This window comes from Agromyces lapidis, assembly GCF_009749405.1.
Classification (GTDB): domain Bacteria; phylum Actinomycetota; class Actinomycetes; order Actinomycetales; family Microbacteriaceae; genus Agromyces; species Agromyces lapidis.
In genome coordinates, this window is sequence record NZ_WBIQ01000002.1 from 166,697 (window position 1) to 181,563 (window position 14,867).

Genomic DNA, 14,867 nt, shown 5'->3' on the forward strand with positions numbered 1-14,867 from the left:
GCTCGGCGTCTGGTCGCAGCAGTAGGGGGCGCAGCCTCCTCGACACCGCGTCCGACTTCTTCTGTTGCGGAATGCAACGCCCAGGCGTAGCGTTGCATATGACAACAGAAGGAGTCGGGCATGGCGAGACGCACACCCCGCGACGAGCACGCCGCAGCGATCCTGCGCGAGCTCATCGTCATCACCCGACGCGGTGTCGCCGACGCGCGCACCGCGCCGCTCAGCCTGAGCATGACCGACCAGTCGATCCTCGGGTACATCGTCGACCACCCCGAATGCCGCTCGGTCGACATCGCCGAGGCGTTCCGCCTCAACCGTTCGACCGTGTCGCGCCAGCTCGCGGGGCTCACCCGGCTCGGCGTCGTGCGTGAGATCACGGATGCCTCGGGTCGAGGCCGCCCGCTCGAACTCACCGAGACGGGCTGGGCCGCGTACCGCGAGGCGATCGACCTCCTGCAGACGGTGGTCGACCGGCACCTCGGCGACTGGCGCGACGACGAGGTCGCGCGATTCGCGACCGACCTCACCCGCTTCAACGACGCGGCGAGCGACGGCGATCGGCCGAGGCATCCCGAGACGAACGCGCCGGCCGACGACTGACGCGCGCGAGGCCCCACGAGGGCATCGACCAGAGCCCCACGAGGGCACGACAGGAAGAAGGAAACATCATGACCGCAGTGCAGCACGTGACCGTGCTCGGAACCGGAGTGCTCGGCTCGCAGATCGCGTACCAGACCGCGTTCAGCGGACTCGAGGTCGTCGCGTACGACCTCGACGAGACCGCGCTCGCCGCGGCGAGGCAGCGCTTCGAGAAGCTCGCCGCCACCTACGTCGAGGAGGGCGTCACGGGCGCAGCCGACGGCGGTGCGCAGGCCGCCCTGGCGCGCGTGAGCTATTCGGCCGACCTCGCCGCGGCCGTCGCGAACGCCGACCTCGTCATCGAGGCCGTTCCCGAGAGCATCGAGATCAAGCGCGACACCTACGAGAAGCTCGCCGCCGTCGCGCCCGAGCGCACGATCTTCGCCACCAACTCCTCGACCCTGCTGCCGAGCGCGATCGCCGATGCGACCGGTCGGCCCGACCGGTTCCTCGCCCTGCACTTCGCGAACCGCATCTGGGCGCACAACACCGCCGAGATCATGGGCACGCCCGCGACCGACCCCGCGGTCTACGCCACGGTCGTCGAGTTCGCCGAGACCATCGGCATGGTGCCGATCGAGATCAAGAAGGAGCAGCCGGGTTACGTGCTCAACTCGCTGCTCGTGCCGTTCCTCTCGGCGGCCGGCCAGCTGCTCGTCGACGGCATCGCCGAGCCCGAGGCGATCGACGCGACCTGGCGCATCGGCACCGGTGCGCCGATGGGCCCCTTCCAGATCTACGACATCGTCGGGCTGACGACCGCGTACAACATCTCGAAGATGGGCGGGCCGAAGCAGCAGGAGTTCGCCGCGCTCATCAAGGAGCGCTACATCGACCAGGGCAAGCTCGGCGTCGCCACCGGCGAGGGCTTCTACCGCTACGGCGCCTGAGCCGCCCGGCCGCAGCGGAGCGTATCGAGACCGAACGCGAGGTCTCGATACGCTCCTTCGTCGCTACTCGACCGCCGGAACGACGTTCAGTCGAGCAGGTGGTCCAGCGCTCGGCCCATCCAGTCGGCCCGAGTGGCGGCATCGTCGATGCCCTCGAAGCCGAACCCGGTCATGAGCGAACCCGGGGTCGCCACGACCGCCGCCTCGGGGAACCCGGCGGCCGTCGTGATGATGAAGTCGTTCGGGTTCGGCGCGCTGCCCGGCGGCGGTCCGGCGACCTCCCATCCGCCGGTGTCACCGCCCTCGAACGACGTCGAGCCCTCGCCGGTCGACACCTCGATGTCGTCGACGAAGACGCCCAGCCCCTGCGTGGACCAGTCGTTGATGTACGCGATCGACACCTCGACCTGGCCGCCTGCGAAGGCACCCAGATCGACCGACCACTGCTGCCAGCCGCCCGAGTTGCCCGACGCGGCCTGCCAGACTCCCGAGGTCCCGGTCGGCTCGCAGCTCGCCGCCGCCTCGTCGTACGTCTGGTACTGATCGAGGTGCGGATGCAGCTCGCGCCACCCGGCAGGGCAGCTCTCGCCGACGCTGTCCGACGTGCTCCCGCCCAGGTCGGGCAGCGTCGTCCAGTCGTCCTCGCCGGGCGTGTGCGCCTCGACGGCGACGTAGTCCCAGTCGGCCTCGGTGTCGTACGAGGTCCAGAACGAGAGGTCGGCGCCGCCGGCGGGCACGTCGATCGTGCGCGTCAGCCGCTTGTACGCGACGTCGCCGATCTGCGAGTACGCGTAGGCGTCGCCCGTGTGCGGCTCGAACGGACCGCCCTCGCGGTCCCATCGGCCCGCGACCCAGCTGTCGAACTGCGGGTACTGCTGCGGATCGAGGATGCCGCTCGTCGTGATGAACGAGTTGCTGTGATCCTGGTTCTGCGCGCTGTCGGCACCGCCGAAGCCCCAGTCGAGGCCGGTCAACGGGGTGTCGACGCCGAGCACGTCGAGCAGCTCGCCGTCCTCGGCCGTGCCGGCGTTGTCGATCACCAGGTAGGCGCCCAGCCAGTACTGCAGCGTGTCGTTCATGCCGTCGCCCGATCCGCCGAGCGGGCGGCAGCGTGCTGCCACGGCAGGGTCGGCGCTGCACTGCGCGTTGGCGGCGGTCGGGTCGTACAACTGCGCGGCCGCGTACTGGGTGCCCGCGTACTTGCCGGTGTAGAGAACCTGCCCGCCCTCGTTGAGGAAGTCGCGCACCTCGAGGGTCTCGTCCAGCGCGAGCCGCGAGGCGTTGCCGCCGCCCCAGCCCGGTTCTCGGGTGATGATGTCATCGCCCGTGTACCAGACGACGGCGTCGTAGTGCGAGAGCACGCCGAGGGCGTCAGGTGCGGTCCTGCCTCGTGCGTCGACGTCGTAGACGTCGTAGCCGGTGCCGTTCGCGTCGAGCGCGTCCTCGTAGTAGGCGAGGTAGTTCGGTCCGCCGGCCTGCACCGGTGAGGCGCCCGTGTAGTCCTCCGACGCGAGGATCAGCACGTCGTCGGTCGACTCCTCGACGGCCTCGTAGGTGAAGGACTCGCTCGTCTCGCCGCCGCCCTCGAACCAGACCTCGACCTCGTCGCCGGGCTCGGTGCCCGTCACGAACCCGGTCATGACCCGGTAGTGCACGCCGGTCGTGCCGCCGTATCGCTCACCTCCGGTCCATTCCTCGGTCGTGGCGCTCACCGCGGGGTCGCCGTTGATCGAGTACTTCAGCGTGACGTCGCCCAGGTTGCGCCGCGCGGTGACGCGCACCTCCTGGGGGTCGCCGTAGGAGTAGTCGAACGTGAAGTTCACGAGCGGCAGGCCCGCCTTGTACGTGTCGTCGCTCTCGAGGTAGAAGGGCTTCGTCTCGAGGCCGAGGTGCGACACCGGTTCGGCGGGGTTCGCCGCCGACTTCGCGACGTCGAGCGCGAACGGCAGCGCGCGCTCGAACTCGGCCTGCACCTGCGCCTCGTCGTCGGGGAACACGAACCCGCCGCCGTCGGAGCCTTCGCCGAGCTCGGGCGTCCAGGCGAGCGTGCCGCGCTGGGAGTGGGCGTAGTCGGTCGTCTCGCCGTTGGTCACGTACAGCACGTCCGACGACAGACCCGGTTCGAAGTCGTCGATGGCCGGGTTGTCGCGGTTGCCCGAGAGTGCGTAGTAGATCGGGTCATCCGCGGTCGGCGTGCCGGTCTGCCAGCCCTCGGCGTACAGCAGCCACTGACCGAACGAGTGGTAGTTGACCTGGAACGAGAAGTCGGCCCGATCGAACAGCGACATCATCGCCTGCGTCTCGGGCTCGGACCCGGCCGACGGGCCGCGGTAGGTGTCGCTCGAGCTCTGCGAAGACGACCCCTCCTCGTCGTAGCCGAAGTGCTCGGGATAGTTGCGGTTGGGGTCGACGCCGTCGGCCCGCGTGATCTGGCCGTCGCCGTCGTTGTCCCGCAGGTTCTTGCGCCACAGCCGCTCGTGGTCGAACGTGTACTGGTAGCCGTCGGGGTTGGCCACGACGACGAACCACAGCTCGTTGTTCTTGAGGAGGTTCTTGATCTCCTTGTCGTTGTTCTTCCAGCCGTCGATGTAGTAGTTCATCAGCCGCCGGTTGACCTCGGTGGAGATCCATTCGCGTGCGTGCTGGGTCGAGCTGTACAGCACGGCCGGTCGTGCGCCGTCGGGTGTGCCCTTCGCCGCCTGGGTGACCTTCATGGCGATGATCTCGCGGCCCTCGTAGGTGTGGCCGATCACCTGCAGCTTCACCACCTGGGGGTATCGCTTCGCGAGCTGGTACAGCTCGTCGCGGATGCCTCCCGGTTCGTCCCACGACCGGAAGACCGTGTAGCCCTCGGCCGCCTGTTCGTCCGCCAGCTGCTTGGCCGACTTGCCGTTCTTGTTCTTCTTGAGCCTGACGTCGAGACCGCGGGCGTTGAGCGCCTTCGCCTCGTCGGCGGTGAGCACCAGGTCGATGCTCACCCCGGTCTCGGTCACTGTGCGGTTCGCGACGTCGAACCCGCCTGCGGCGATCTCGGCGGCTTCGTCGCCGCTGACCTCCGCCGTGTACATGTCGAGGGCGTCGTCGTCCTCCGCGGCATTGGCGCCGACGGGACTCAGCACCGTGAATGCCAGTGCGAGTGCGGCGACGACGACGGCGACGCGAGTACGAATGGAGCGATTTCCAGCCATGAGCGGACTACTTCGGCCCGTCCCTCGGCCGAGGTCGGATCGTGACGTCTGAGTCATGTCTGATCGTCACGCCTCAGGCGCTCTGCGGACCCTACGGGATAGCATTCCGCTGCCCGCGCGCGCCTGTCAAGGTCATCTTGAGGATTGCTCGCAGGAGCCCGGACGAGTCAACCGGGATCGCGGTCGCGACCGCGCCGGCGTGGGCGCGGCTCGTCGATTCCCATCCGCACGCGGGTGCGTCGACGCTCGACGACGATGAAGGCGGCGCCGACGATCCAGAGCGGCACCTGCGTGAGGAACGCGAGACGGAACGCCTCGAGCGAGTAGGTCTCGGGGGTTCCGGCGCCCTGCAGGTCCATCGCGAGGCCGATCAGGAAGATCGCGATGAGTCCCGCGATGAATCCGCCGCCGTTGACGATTCCGGTGGCGGTGCTGAGGCGGTGGCTCGGATTGTGGGTGCGCGCGTGATCGAAGGCGATCATCGACGCCGGCCCGCCCGTCGCGAGCGCGAGCGCGAGCGCGAAGAGCAGCCACAGCGGTGCCGGGCCGGGCCACGAGATGACCACGAGCCACACGACCGCCTGGATCGCGATGGTCGGCAGCACGAGCATGCGCGAGCGACGCAGCGGATGCCGGCTCGAGAGCGCCCCCATCACCGGTCCGACGAGCATGCCGAACACGACGAACGCGCTGAGCACGAGCGACGCCATCGCCGGGGTCAGGCCCTCCCCGGCGGTCAGGAACGGGAAACCCCAGAGCATCACGAACGCGGTGCCCGCGAACGGCGTCGTGAAGTGCGACCAGAACGCGAGTCGGGTGCCCGGGTGCCCCCACGACTCGCGGAAGCCCTGACGCAGATCGGCCGAGGAGCGGACGACGGCGATCGCCCCGGTCTCGGTGTTCACCGAGACATCCGCATCGCTCGTCGGCGGGTGGTTGCGCACGATCGCGAACGTCAGGATCGTGAAGAGCACGCCGAGCCCGGCGAGGCTGCCGAACGCGACCGTCCAGCTCGTCGCGTGCAGGAGCGCCGCCATCGGCAGGAGGGCGAGCAGCTGCCCCGTCTGCCCGAGGATGCCCGTGAGCTGCACCATGAGCGGTGCGCGCTGCTGCGGGAACCAGGTGGCGACGACGCGCAGCACACTCGGGAAGATCGCGGCGTCGCCGGCGCCGAGCAGCACGCGAGCGATGATCGCCGTGCCGACGTCGGTCGACAGCGCCATCACGAGCTGGCCCGACGCCATGAGCGCCATGCCGGCCGTGACGATGGGGCGCGCTCCGAAGCGGTCGAGCAGGATGCCCACGGGAATCTGCATGCCGCCGTACACGAACAGCTGGATCACCGCGAACATCGACAGCGTCGAGGCATCCGCGTCGAACCTGACCGCCGCGTCGGCGCCGACCGCTGAGAGCGAGGTGCGGTTGGTCACCGAGACGATGTAGGCGGCGACGCTGACGCCCCACACCAGCCACAAACGCCACGGGCGGACCGGCTGGGGAAGGAGCGTCACCGTTCCATTCTCCCCCTCTGCGACGCGGCGCAAGACACGACGAGCGGATGCCCCGTGGGGCACCCGCTCATCGTGTCGCCGTGTTCGGACTACTCGATCTCTTCGGCCATCTCCGCTTCGATGCCCTTCAGAAGACCGGCCTGCGGCTCGGCGTCGGAGGCCGTGACGACCGTCGCGTCGCCGAGCGCCTGCTCGGCGTCGAGGTCGGTCGCCGCCTGCTCGAACTGCGAGTTGTAGAGGCGGTAGTATGCGCCCTTCGCGGCGATGAGCTGCTCGTGGTCGCCCTGCTCGACGATGTCGCCGTGCTCCATCACGAGGATGAGGTCGGCGTCGCGGATCGTCGAGAGACGGTGCGCGATCACGAACGAGGTGCGACCCTCGCGGAGCGCGGCCATCGCGTGCTGCAGCAGCAGCTCGGTGCGGGTGTCGACCGAGCTCGTCGCCTCGTCGAGGATGAGCACGCTCGGCTGCGCCACGAACGCGCGGGCGATCGTGATGAGCTGCTTCTCACCCGCCGAGACGTTCGAGGCGTCTTCGTCGAGCTTCGTGTCGTAGCCGTCGGGCAGCGAGTGCACGAAGCGGTCGACGTAGGTCGCCTTGGCGGCAGCGAGCACCTCGTCGTCGGTCGCCGACTGGCGCCCGTAGCGGATGTTCTCGCGGATCGAGCCGGCGAACAGCCACGGGTCCTGCAGGACCATGCCGGTCTTCGCCCGCACGTCGTGGCGGGTGAGGTCGGCGATGTTCTGGCCGTTGAGCAGGATGCGGCCACCGTCGAGCTCGTAGAACCGCATGATGAGGTTCACGAGCGTCGTCTTGCCGGCGCCGGTCGGACCGACGATCGCGACCGTCTGCCCGGGCTCGACCCGGAACGACAGGTCGGTGATCAGCGGGTGCTCGGGCGAGTACGAGAACGCCACGTGATCGAACACGATGGTGCCGTCACCGTCGACCGGTGCCGGGGCGTTCTTCGCGTCGGGCTCCTGCTCGTCTTCGTCGAGCAGTTCGAAGACGCGCTCGGCCGAGGCGGTGCCCGACTGCACGACCGCCGCCATGCCGCCGAGCTCCGAGAGGGGCTGGGTGAACTGCTGCGAGTACATGATGAACGCCTGCACGTCGCCCAGTCGCAGCTGGCCGCTCGCGACCATGAGGCCGCCGAGCACGGCGATGCCCACGTAGGTGAGGTTTCCGATGAACATCATGCCGGGCATGATGATGCCCGAGAGGAACTGCGCCTTGAAGCTGGCTTCGTAGAGCTCCTGGTTCTCGGCCTTGAACGCCGCGCGCGAGGTCTCTTCGCGACCGAAGACCTTGACGAGTGCGTGGCCCGAGAAGGACTCTTCGACGCGGGCGTTGAGTCGCCCGACCTTGCGCCACTGGATGCCGAAGGCCTTCTGCGACTTCGGCCCGATGACGCCGAAGATCACGCCCATGAGCGGCAGCGAGACGAGGGCGACGAGCGAGAGCTGCCACGAGATCGAGAACATCATGATGAGCACGCCGACGACGGTGAGCACCGAGGTGACCACGGTAGAGAGCGACTGCTGCATCGTCTGGGTGATGTTGTCGATGTCGTTCGTGACGCGCGAGATCAGCTCGCCGCGCTGCACCTTGTCGAAGTAGCTGAGCGGCAGGCGGTTGATCTTCGCCTCGACCGACTCGCGCAGGCGGTACATCGTCTTCACCATGATGACGTTGATGACGTAGCCCTGCAGCCAGGTGAGCACCGAGGCGAGGAAGTACAGCCCGAGCACGATGATGACGACCTGGCTCAGGCGCACGAAGTCGACGCCCGCGCCGACCTGGAAGTTCTCCATCGCGGCGACCATATTCGCGAAGTCGGTCTGGCCGGCGGCGCGCAGCGCCTCGACGACCTGCTCTTGCGAGGTGCCCGCGGGGAACTGCTGGCCGAGTGCGGTCGAGGCGGCGCCCTCGAAGACGATGTTGGTCGCCTCGCCGAGCACCTTCGGTGCGAGCACCGTGAGCACGACGCCGAGGGCGCCGAGGATGGAGACGAAGACGAACGCGAAGGCGTGCGGCTTCAGGAGGCCGATGAGGCGGCCGAAGCTCTGGCCGAAGTTCTTCGCCTTGCCCGGCGCGACGGCGCCCGACCAGTCGTCGGCGTTGATGCGCGCCTGCTCGCCGAGCTCGATCTCGAGGCGCTCCTCTTCGGTGAGCTCGGGCTCGGGCTTGGCCTTCTTGTTCGCTTCTGCGGTACGGGAGCTCATGCGCCGGCCTCCACTCCGAGCTGGGATTCGACGATCTCGCGGTAGGTCGCACTCGAGACGAGCAGTTCGTCGTGGGTGCCGAGGCCGACGATGCCGCCGTCATCGAGCACGACGATGCGGTCGGCGTCGGTGATGGTCGAGACGCGCTGCGCGACGACGATCTTCGTCACGTTCGGCAACTCCCTCCAGAGTGCTTGCCTGAGTCTGGCGTCGGTCGTCAGGTCGAGCGCCGAGAACGAGTCGTCGAAGACGAGGATGCCGGGGTTGTGCACGATCGCCCGAGCGATCGCGAGGCGCTGCCGCTGGCCGCCCGAGACGTTGGTGCCGCCCTGCGAGATCTTCGCGTTGAGCCCGCCCTCCATCTCTTCGACGAAGTCGCGGCCCTGGGCGATCTCGAGCGCGTGCCACAGCTCGTCGTCGGTGGCCTCCTCGCGACCGAATCGCAGATTGGATGCCACGGTGCCGGTGAACAGGAACGGTCGCTGCGGCACGAGTCCGATGGTGGACCACAGGTGCTCGAGGTCGACCTCGCGCACGTCGACGCCGCCGACCTTCACGCTGCCGCCCGTCACGTCGAACAGGCGGGGGATGAGCGAGACGAGGGTCGTCTTGCCTGCGCCGGTCGAGCCGACGATCGCGACGGTCTCGCCGGGTGCGGCCCCGAAGGTGATGCCCGAGAGCACCGGGTGCTCGGCGCCGGGGTAGGTGAACTCGGCGTCGGCGAACTCGATCGTGCCGGGCGACGGGAACTCGGTGATCGGGTTCGCCGGACGCTCGAGGGAGGTGTCGGCGTCGAGCACCTCGCTGATGCGCTCGGCCGAGACCGCGGCGCGCGGGATCATGATCGTCATGAAGCTCGCCATGAGCACGCCGGTGAGAATGAGCATCACGTACTGCATGAAGGCGAAGAGCGTGCCGATCTGCACGGTGCCCGCGTCGACCTCGATCGCGCCGAACCAGACGACGCCGACGACGGTGACGTTGAGCACGAGCATGAACATTGGGAACAGCAGCACGAACAGCGAGCCGACCTTGCGGCCGATCACCATGATGTCGGTGTTCGCCTCGCTGAAGCGCTCCTCCTCGATGGGCTCGCGCACGAAGGCGCGCACCACGCGGATGCCGGTCAGCTGCTCGCGCATGATGCGGTTCACGTTGTCGAGCTTGTGCTGGTAGCTGCGGAAGAGCGGCACCATGCGGCTGATGACGACGACCGCGATGACGAGCAGCACCGGAACGGCGACCGCGATGAGCCACGAGAGCTCGACGTTCTGCCGGAGCGCCATGATGATGCCGCCGACCGCGAGGATCGGGGCGGTCACGAGGAACGTGGCGCCCATCATCGCGAGCATCTGCACCTGCTGCACGTCGTTCGTGTTGCGGGTGATGAGCGAGCCGGGGCCGAACTTCGACACCTCGCGCTCGGAGAAGCTCGAGACGCGCTCGAAGACGTCGTCGCGGATGTCGCGGCCTGCCTGCATGGCGGCCTTCGCCGCGAAGTAGGTGGCGATGATCGACGCCGTGATCTGACCGAGCGAGATGGCGAGCATCACGAGGCCGGTCGACCAGATGTATTCGGTGTCGCCCTTCGAGACGCCGTTGTCGATGATGTCGGCGTTCAGACTGGGCAGGTTGAAGGTCGCGATGGCCGAGGCGAACTGGAAGACCAGAACGCCGACGAGGAGCAACCAGTAGGGCTTGAGGTATTTGAACAGGAGTCTTCTGAGCATGTGATCTCCAGGAATCGGCGAAGCGGCGGATGCCTCGACCACGACGCATTCGTGCGCGCGCGACCGCTGCGGAGCTGGCGGCTCCTCCACCCGAACTGCATCGTCGCACCCCCGTCCGACATTGCAGCGTTACAGCCAAACACGGCCCTGATCAGGAATCAAGCGCACCGGGTCATCCGACCCATAGCGTTCACCGATGGCGAAATCGAGGCGGCCGCGGGGGCGCTCACCGGTCGAGCGCGGGATGTCACGGTCTGGTCCGACGGGGCGGAAGGGATCTCCCTCTTGCAGGAGCCCGGTACTTCGGTACTCCGGTACCGACGTTGATGGGAGGGCCGTGCGCAGCCCTGTGGATAACCGACTCGGCACGGTGCGCTGCTCACCTATGGTGGACGCCATGTCGATCCCGAGCACGCGCGTCGTCGCGCTCGCCGCAGCAGGCGCGCTGGCGCTCGTACTGAGTGCGTGCACGCCCGAGGCCGAGCCCGCACCCGAGCCGACGGCGACCGCGAGCACGGCACCGATCTTCGCCTCCGACGAGGAGGCCCTCGCCGCTGCGGTGGAGGCGTATGAGGCGTATGCGGCTGCATCTGATGCCATCGCAGCGGACGGAGGTGCCGGGCCCGAACGCATAGATGCCTTCGTGACCTCCGCATTCGCCGAGATCTTGTATGAAGAGTTCAGGGCATTGCGAACCGCGGGCGGTCACCTTGAAGGGTCCGGGACATTTGACACCGTTTCCTTGGCGCAGCACGAGCAAGTCGATGGCGCTGTGCACGTCACCCTCTATTTCTGTCAGGACGTGACGAACGTTCGAGCGATCTCCGCGGACGGCAAGGACGTTACCCCGGCGAGTCGTCCCGACCGGGTCCCGTCACAGGGGAACTTTGTGACCAACGGGTTGGACCCTGACGCCCTAGTCGTGGATGGAATCACACAATGGTCCGGCAGCGACTTCTGCTGATTGCGGCGTCCGTCGGGGTGGTTGTCTTCCTCGCCACGAGTGGGCCCGCCGCCGCCGGAACCGATGGTAGTTGTTCGCGAGTGCTTGCGAGCTTTGGATGCGGAAGCTTCGACGCGGAGGTGGATGATGGAAGCGTAGTTCTTGATGCGTACGTTCATCCCAACGACTTGCCAAGTCGAGAAACAGATACTCCGGGGCTGGGCGACGAGTCCGGGAGTTCTTCAAACGACGCGCTGGTAGACACACCACCACCCGGCGAAGCCGACGTCTGGTCCGGCGAGGACTGGGCCCGGCTGTGCGACGCCAACTTCCAGGCGGCGTGCGCGCGGCCGGAGACCCCACCTCCGCCGGCGACCCCCGGGGCACCTGCGGCGATCACCCTCCGCGACATCGCCTCCTTTCGGCCGGCGCAGCCGGGCAACGAGATGCAGCCAGGCGGGTGGGCCGTCGCGGGGCTCCCGGCGAACTTCGTGGCTGAAGCCTCGGTGGAGGTCGTGGCGGGCACGCTGCTCGGGCGCCCCGCCGAGGTGCGGTTCACCCCGGTCGGGTACCGATGGGTGCACAGCGACGGGGCGACCGTGACCAGTTCGACCCCGGGCGCGAGCTGGGAGCGGCTCGGGCTGCGCGAGTTCAGTCCGACCGCCACGAGCCATGTCTACGCCGAGCCCGGCGAGTACACGGTGACGGTCGAGGTCGCGCTCGCCGCGGAGTACCGCTTCGGCGGGTCGGGCTGGCAGGGCATCGCCGGAACGCTCGCCGTCGCAGGGCCGGCGCAGCAGGTCCTCGTGGGGGAGGTCGACACCGTGCTCACGAAGGACGACTGCGACGCGAATCCCGAGGGCCCGGGCTGCTGAGCGCGTTCGAGACCGCGCCGCGCGCGGTGTCGGAGGGGCGCGCCAGAATCGCGGCATGACCTTCGCGAATGTCGGGCGGCTCGGCGTGCAGCCGGGTGCCCGCGACCAGGTGATCGAGATGCTCACGCGGCCGGGCGCCGAGCTCGGCCGGCACGGCTGCCTCCTCTACGAGGTCGGGTTCAACGACGAGCAGCCCGACTCCGTCTTCGTCAGCGAGCTCTGGGAGTCGGCCGAGGCTCACCGGGCCTCGCTGCAACTCCCCGAGGTGCGCGCCGCCATCGCCGAGGTCATGCCGTTGCTCAGCGGCGACCACGACGGCCATCGTTTCGAGGTCATCGGCTCACCCCTCCGCGGTTGATCCGATTCGGCAGCTTGAACAGGATGAGCCATTCGGCACCCTCCCCAGCGGGCCCGCCGGCGCGCTCATCCTGCTCGAGCCCCGACGCGCGGCCAGCCCGCGGCGGGCGCCTCACAACCAGAGGAACGGCGGGTGCCCTGCAGGCACCTCACCGGCGGCGACGAGTCGCGCCAGTCTTACCGCGCCGCCGAGCGGCGTCGCCCGGCCGACGACGAGCGAGGCGTCGGGGGCGAGTCGGGCGAACTCCGCCGTGAACGCCGCGGTGAACTCGCCGCCGGCGGCGAACACGCCGCCGATGCCCGCCGCCCTCCGGGGGAGCGCCGGGTCGAGGGCTGCGGCGAGCGTGCGGGCGACGAGCGTGCCCGCGTCCGACATGATCCGTGCGGCGACGGGGTCGCCGACCGCGGCGAGCCCCGCGACATCCGCCGCGAACCCTGCGAGCACCGAGCCGCGATCGTCGCGCGTGTAGAGCTGGGCGGGCCAGCTCGGCGCCGGTCCGAAGCGCGACTCCGCCGCCGAGAGCAGCGCCGAGGCATCCGTGGTGATGCCGTCGTGCGTCTGGATCGCGGCCTTCAGGCCCTCGATGCCGATCCAGGCGCCCGAGCCGCGATCGTCGTAGAGATGCCCCCAACCGCCGACGCGACGCCACACCTCGTGCAGGTCGGTGCCGAGGGCGATCGCGCCGGTGCCGACGGCGACGACCGCGCCGGGCTCGCCCGCGAGGGCACCGAGATGGGCGGTCACCGCATCGATCGCGAGGGCGACGGGGCTGCCGCCGGCCGCCTCCGACAGGGCGGCGAGCGAGGCGGCGGGATTCGTCACGAGAGAGGCGACGCCGGTCGCACCGATCGCGACCGCGGCGATCCGCCCATCGGGCCACCGCACCTGCAGTGCCGCGCGCGCCTCCTCGATGAGCGAACCTGTCACGGCGAGTGCCGAACTCCCGCCCGAGGTGATCGCGACCGGCGGCCCGTCGAGCAGCACGCGCTCCGCGCCGAACGCCCCGGAGAGCGGCTCGAGCGCGGCCCGGCCCCCGGTGCCGCCGATGTCGATGCCCAGCACGACTTCCGAGCGTTCGGAAGTTTCTTGCAATCTTGGCGCCATTCCCGAATACTACTTCCAGAGAGTCGATCTGTTCGCGGATCACGTCTGTCCAGAGAATCACAGCCAGGGCCCCTGCGCCCACGACCAGTTTCAACGAGGAGACCATCCTGATGAACAAGCGCTTCCTCCCGATCGCCGCGCTCGGCGTCGCCGCCGCGCTCGGCTTGACCGCCTGCTCGGGCGGTTCCGGCGACAACGGCGACGGCGGTACGAACGCCGAAGGCCAGACGCTCACCGTCTGGATCATGGAAGGCACCAACCCCGACTCGGACGCCTACTTCGAAGAGGTCGCCGACGCCTTCACCGAGAAGACCGGCGCCGAGCTCGACGTCGAGTTCGTGCAGTGGGCCGACGCCCACGACCGCTTCGTCACGTCGATCGCGGGCGGCACCACGCCCGACGTCGCCGAGACCGGCACCACCTGGACCGCCGAGTTCGCCGATGCCGGCGCACTCGCACCGATCGACGAGTACGTCGCCGCCGACGACCTCGGTGACGACCTGGTCGAGGGTCTCGTCGCTGCGGGCACCTACGACGACGAGCTCTACGGCATGCCCTGGTACGCCGGCGTTCGCTCGCTCGTCTACCGCTCCGACATCTTCGAGGAGCTCGGCCTCGCGGCTCCGACCACCTGGGACGAGATCGTCGCCGCCGGCGACAAGATCAAGGCCGCCCACCCCGAGATGATGCCGTTCGCCGTTCCCGGCGACGCCGAGTTCGGCGTCTACCCCTGGGTCTGGGGTGCGGGCGGCGAGGTCTCGACGCTCGAGGGCGACGAGTGGGTCTCCGGTATGGCGAGCCGCGAGTCGCAGGAGGGCATCGGCTTCTACACCGGCCTCGCGACCGAGCACGGCTTCTCGTCGGCCGGCGCCACCACGTGGAAGGAGACCGACGTGCTCGACAACTTCGCACAGGGCAACGTCGCCATGGCCCTCATGGGCTCGTGGACTCCCGCCGCGATCGTCGAGAAGAACGCCGAGCTCGAGGGCAAGTTCGCCGCCACCCCGATCCCCGGCAAGGACGGCGGCATCGCCCCGTCGGTGCTCGGCGGCTCGCACCTCTCGATGTTCGAGACGGCCGAGAACAAGGACCTCGCCTGGGAGTTCATCAAGCTGATGACCACGGGTGACTTCGCCAAGCAGTGGGGCGACGAGACCGGGTACTTCCCCGGCCAGACCTCGCTCCTCGACGAGGCGATCGCCTCCGACGACCCGCTGGTGCGCCCCTTCGCGCAGCAGATGGTCGAGGGCGGCGGCACCCCGCCGGTGACCCCGAAGTTCGGCGCCGTCCAGGCGAAGAAGACCACCAACACCGCCATCCAGGCGATCCTCTCCGGGCAGAAGTCGGTCGAGCAGGCGCTCACCGACGCCGCCGCGGAGATGGACGAGATCATGAACGGCTGAC

The 14,867-nt window shown here is 68.9% G+C and carries 11 protein-coding genes; 6 read left to right on the forward strand and 5 right to left on the reverse strand.

Annotated features, from left to right (window positions below):
• Nucleotides 1-120 precede the first annotated feature (120 nt).
• The gene (locus GQQ93_RS03965) at nucleotides 121-600 is read left to right on the forward strand and encodes a MarR family winged helix-turn-helix transcriptional regulator (protein ID WP_157422945.1); all 480 of its coding nucleotides are present in this window, start codon (nucleotides 121-123) and stop codon (nucleotides 598-600) included.
• Between the two features lie 68 nt (nucleotides 601-668).
• Entirely contained in the window at nucleotides 669-1,529 is an 861-nt protein-coding gene (locus tag GQQ93_RS03970; RefSeq protein WP_157422946.1) for a 3-hydroxyacyl-CoA dehydrogenase, read from the forward strand.
• 86 nt (nucleotides 1,530-1,615) lie between these two features.
• On the opposite strand, the gene GQQ93_RS03975 is transcribed toward GQQ93_RS03970, so the two are convergent.
• From GQQ93_RS03975 to GQQ93_RS03990, 4 genes are all read right to left on the reverse strand, one after another.
• Nucleotides 1,616-4,717, reverse strand: coding sequence for a M14 family metallopeptidase (locus GQQ93_RS03975; protein WP_157422947.1), 3,102 nt, complete (start codon nucleotides 4,715-4,717; stop codon nucleotides 1,616-1,618).
• Nucleotides 4,718-4,884: 167 nt separating this feature from the next.
• A complete protein-coding gene (locus GQQ93_RS03980; RefSeq protein ID WP_246192076.1) occupies nucleotides 4,885-6,228 on the reverse strand; it encodes an MFS transporter in 1,344 nt (447 codons plus the stop codon).
• An 89-nt stretch (nucleotides 6,229-6,317) separates the two neighbouring features.
• The gene (locus GQQ93_RS03985) at nucleotides 6,318-8,453 is read right to left on the reverse strand and encodes an ABC transporter ATP-binding protein (RefSeq protein ID WP_157422948.1); all 2,136 of its coding nucleotides are present in this window, start codon (nucleotides 8,451-8,453) and stop codon (nucleotides 6,318-6,320) included.
• Nucleotides 8,450-10,183 (reverse strand): ABC transporter ATP-binding protein, encoded by a 1,734-nt coding sequence (locus tag GQQ93_RS03990; RefSeq protein WP_157422949.1) that lies wholly within the window; start codon nucleotides 10,181-10,183, stop codon nucleotides 8,450-8,452. Before GQQ93_RS03990 ends, GQQ93_RS03985 begins: the two co-directional genes overlap by 4 nt.
• A gap of 397 nt (nucleotides 10,184-10,580) precedes the next feature.
• Between GQQ93_RS03990 and GQQ93_RS03995 the strand changes: the two genes are divergently transcribed.
• The 3 genes from GQQ93_RS03995 to GQQ93_RS04005 all read left to right on the forward strand — a co-directional run bounded on the left by GQQ93_RS03995 (nucleotide 10,581) and on the right by GQQ93_RS04005 (nucleotide 12,359).
• A complete protein-coding gene (locus GQQ93_RS03995) occupies nucleotides 10,581-11,147 on the forward strand; it encodes a hypothetical protein (protein WP_157422950.1) in 567 nt (188 codons plus the stop codon).
• A gap of 470 nt (nucleotides 11,148-11,617) precedes the next feature.
• Nucleotides 11,618-12,001, forward strand: coding sequence for a PKD domain-containing protein (locus GQQ93_RS04000; RefSeq protein WP_157422951.1), 384 nt, complete (start codon nucleotides 11,618-11,620; stop codon nucleotides 11,999-12,001).
• Between the two features lie 55 nt (nucleotides 12,002-12,056).
• Complete coding sequence (locus GQQ93_RS04005; protein ID WP_157422952.1) at nucleotides 12,057-12,359, forward strand: putative quinol monooxygenase; 303 nt, start codon at nucleotides 12,057-12,059, stop codon at nucleotides 12,357-12,359.
• Nucleotides 12,360-12,470: 111 nt separating this feature from the next.
• Here the strand turns inward: GQQ93_RS04005 and GQQ93_RS04010 are convergent, their stop codons facing one another.
• Nucleotides 12,471-13,421 (reverse strand): N-acetylglucosamine kinase, encoded by a 951-nt coding sequence (locus GQQ93_RS04010; RefSeq protein ID WP_246192078.1) that lies wholly within the window; start codon nucleotides 13,419-13,421, stop codon nucleotides 12,471-12,473.
• Between the two features lie 152 nt (nucleotides 13,422-13,573).
• On the opposite strand from GQQ93_RS04010, the gene GQQ93_RS04015 reads away from it, so the two are divergent.
• Nucleotides 13,574-14,866 carry a sugar ABC transporter substrate-binding protein gene (locus GQQ93_RS04015; RefSeq protein WP_157422954.1) on the forward strand — a complete coding sequence of 431 codons (1,293 nt, stop codon included), beginning with the start codon at nucleotides 13,574-13,576 and terminating at the stop codon, nucleotides 14,864-14,866.
• Nucleotide 14,867: the final 1 nt, after the last annotated feature.

Excerpts from the sequence above, each read along its gene's own strand:
- GQQ93_RS03965 (WP_157422945.1), top strand. The coding sequence starts at position 121 with ATGGCGAGACGCACACCCCGCGACGAGCACGCCGCAGCGATCCTGCGC.
- GQQ93_RS03970 (WP_157422946.1), top strand. The coding sequence starts at position 669 with ATGACCGCAGTGCAGCACGTGACCGTGCTCGGAACCGGAGTGCTCGGC.
- GQQ93_RS03975 (WP_157422947.1), bottom strand. The coding sequence starts at position 4,717 with ATGGCTGGAAATCGCTCCATTCGTACTCGCGTCGCCGTCGTCGTCGCC.
- GQQ93_RS03985 (WP_157422948.1), bottom strand. The coding sequence starts at position 8,453 with ATGAGCTCCCGTACCGCAGAAGCGAACAAGAAGGCCAAGCCCGAGCCC.
- GQQ93_RS03990 (WP_157422949.1), bottom strand. The coding sequence starts at position 10,183 with ATGCTCAGAAGACTCCTGTTCAAATACCTCAAGCCCTACTGGTTGCTC.
- GQQ93_RS03995 (WP_157422950.1), top strand. The coding sequence starts at position 10,581 with ATGTCGATCCCGAGCACGCGCGTCGTCGCGCTCGCCGCAGCAGGCGCG.
- GQQ93_RS04005 (WP_157422952.1), top strand. The coding sequence starts at position 12,057 with ATGACCTTCGCGAATGTCGGGCGGCTCGGCGTGCAGCCGGGTGCCCGC.
- GQQ93_RS04015 (WP_157422954.1), top strand. The coding sequence starts at position 13,574 with ATGAACAAGCGCTTCCTCCCGATCGCCGCGCTCGGCGTCGCCGCCGCG.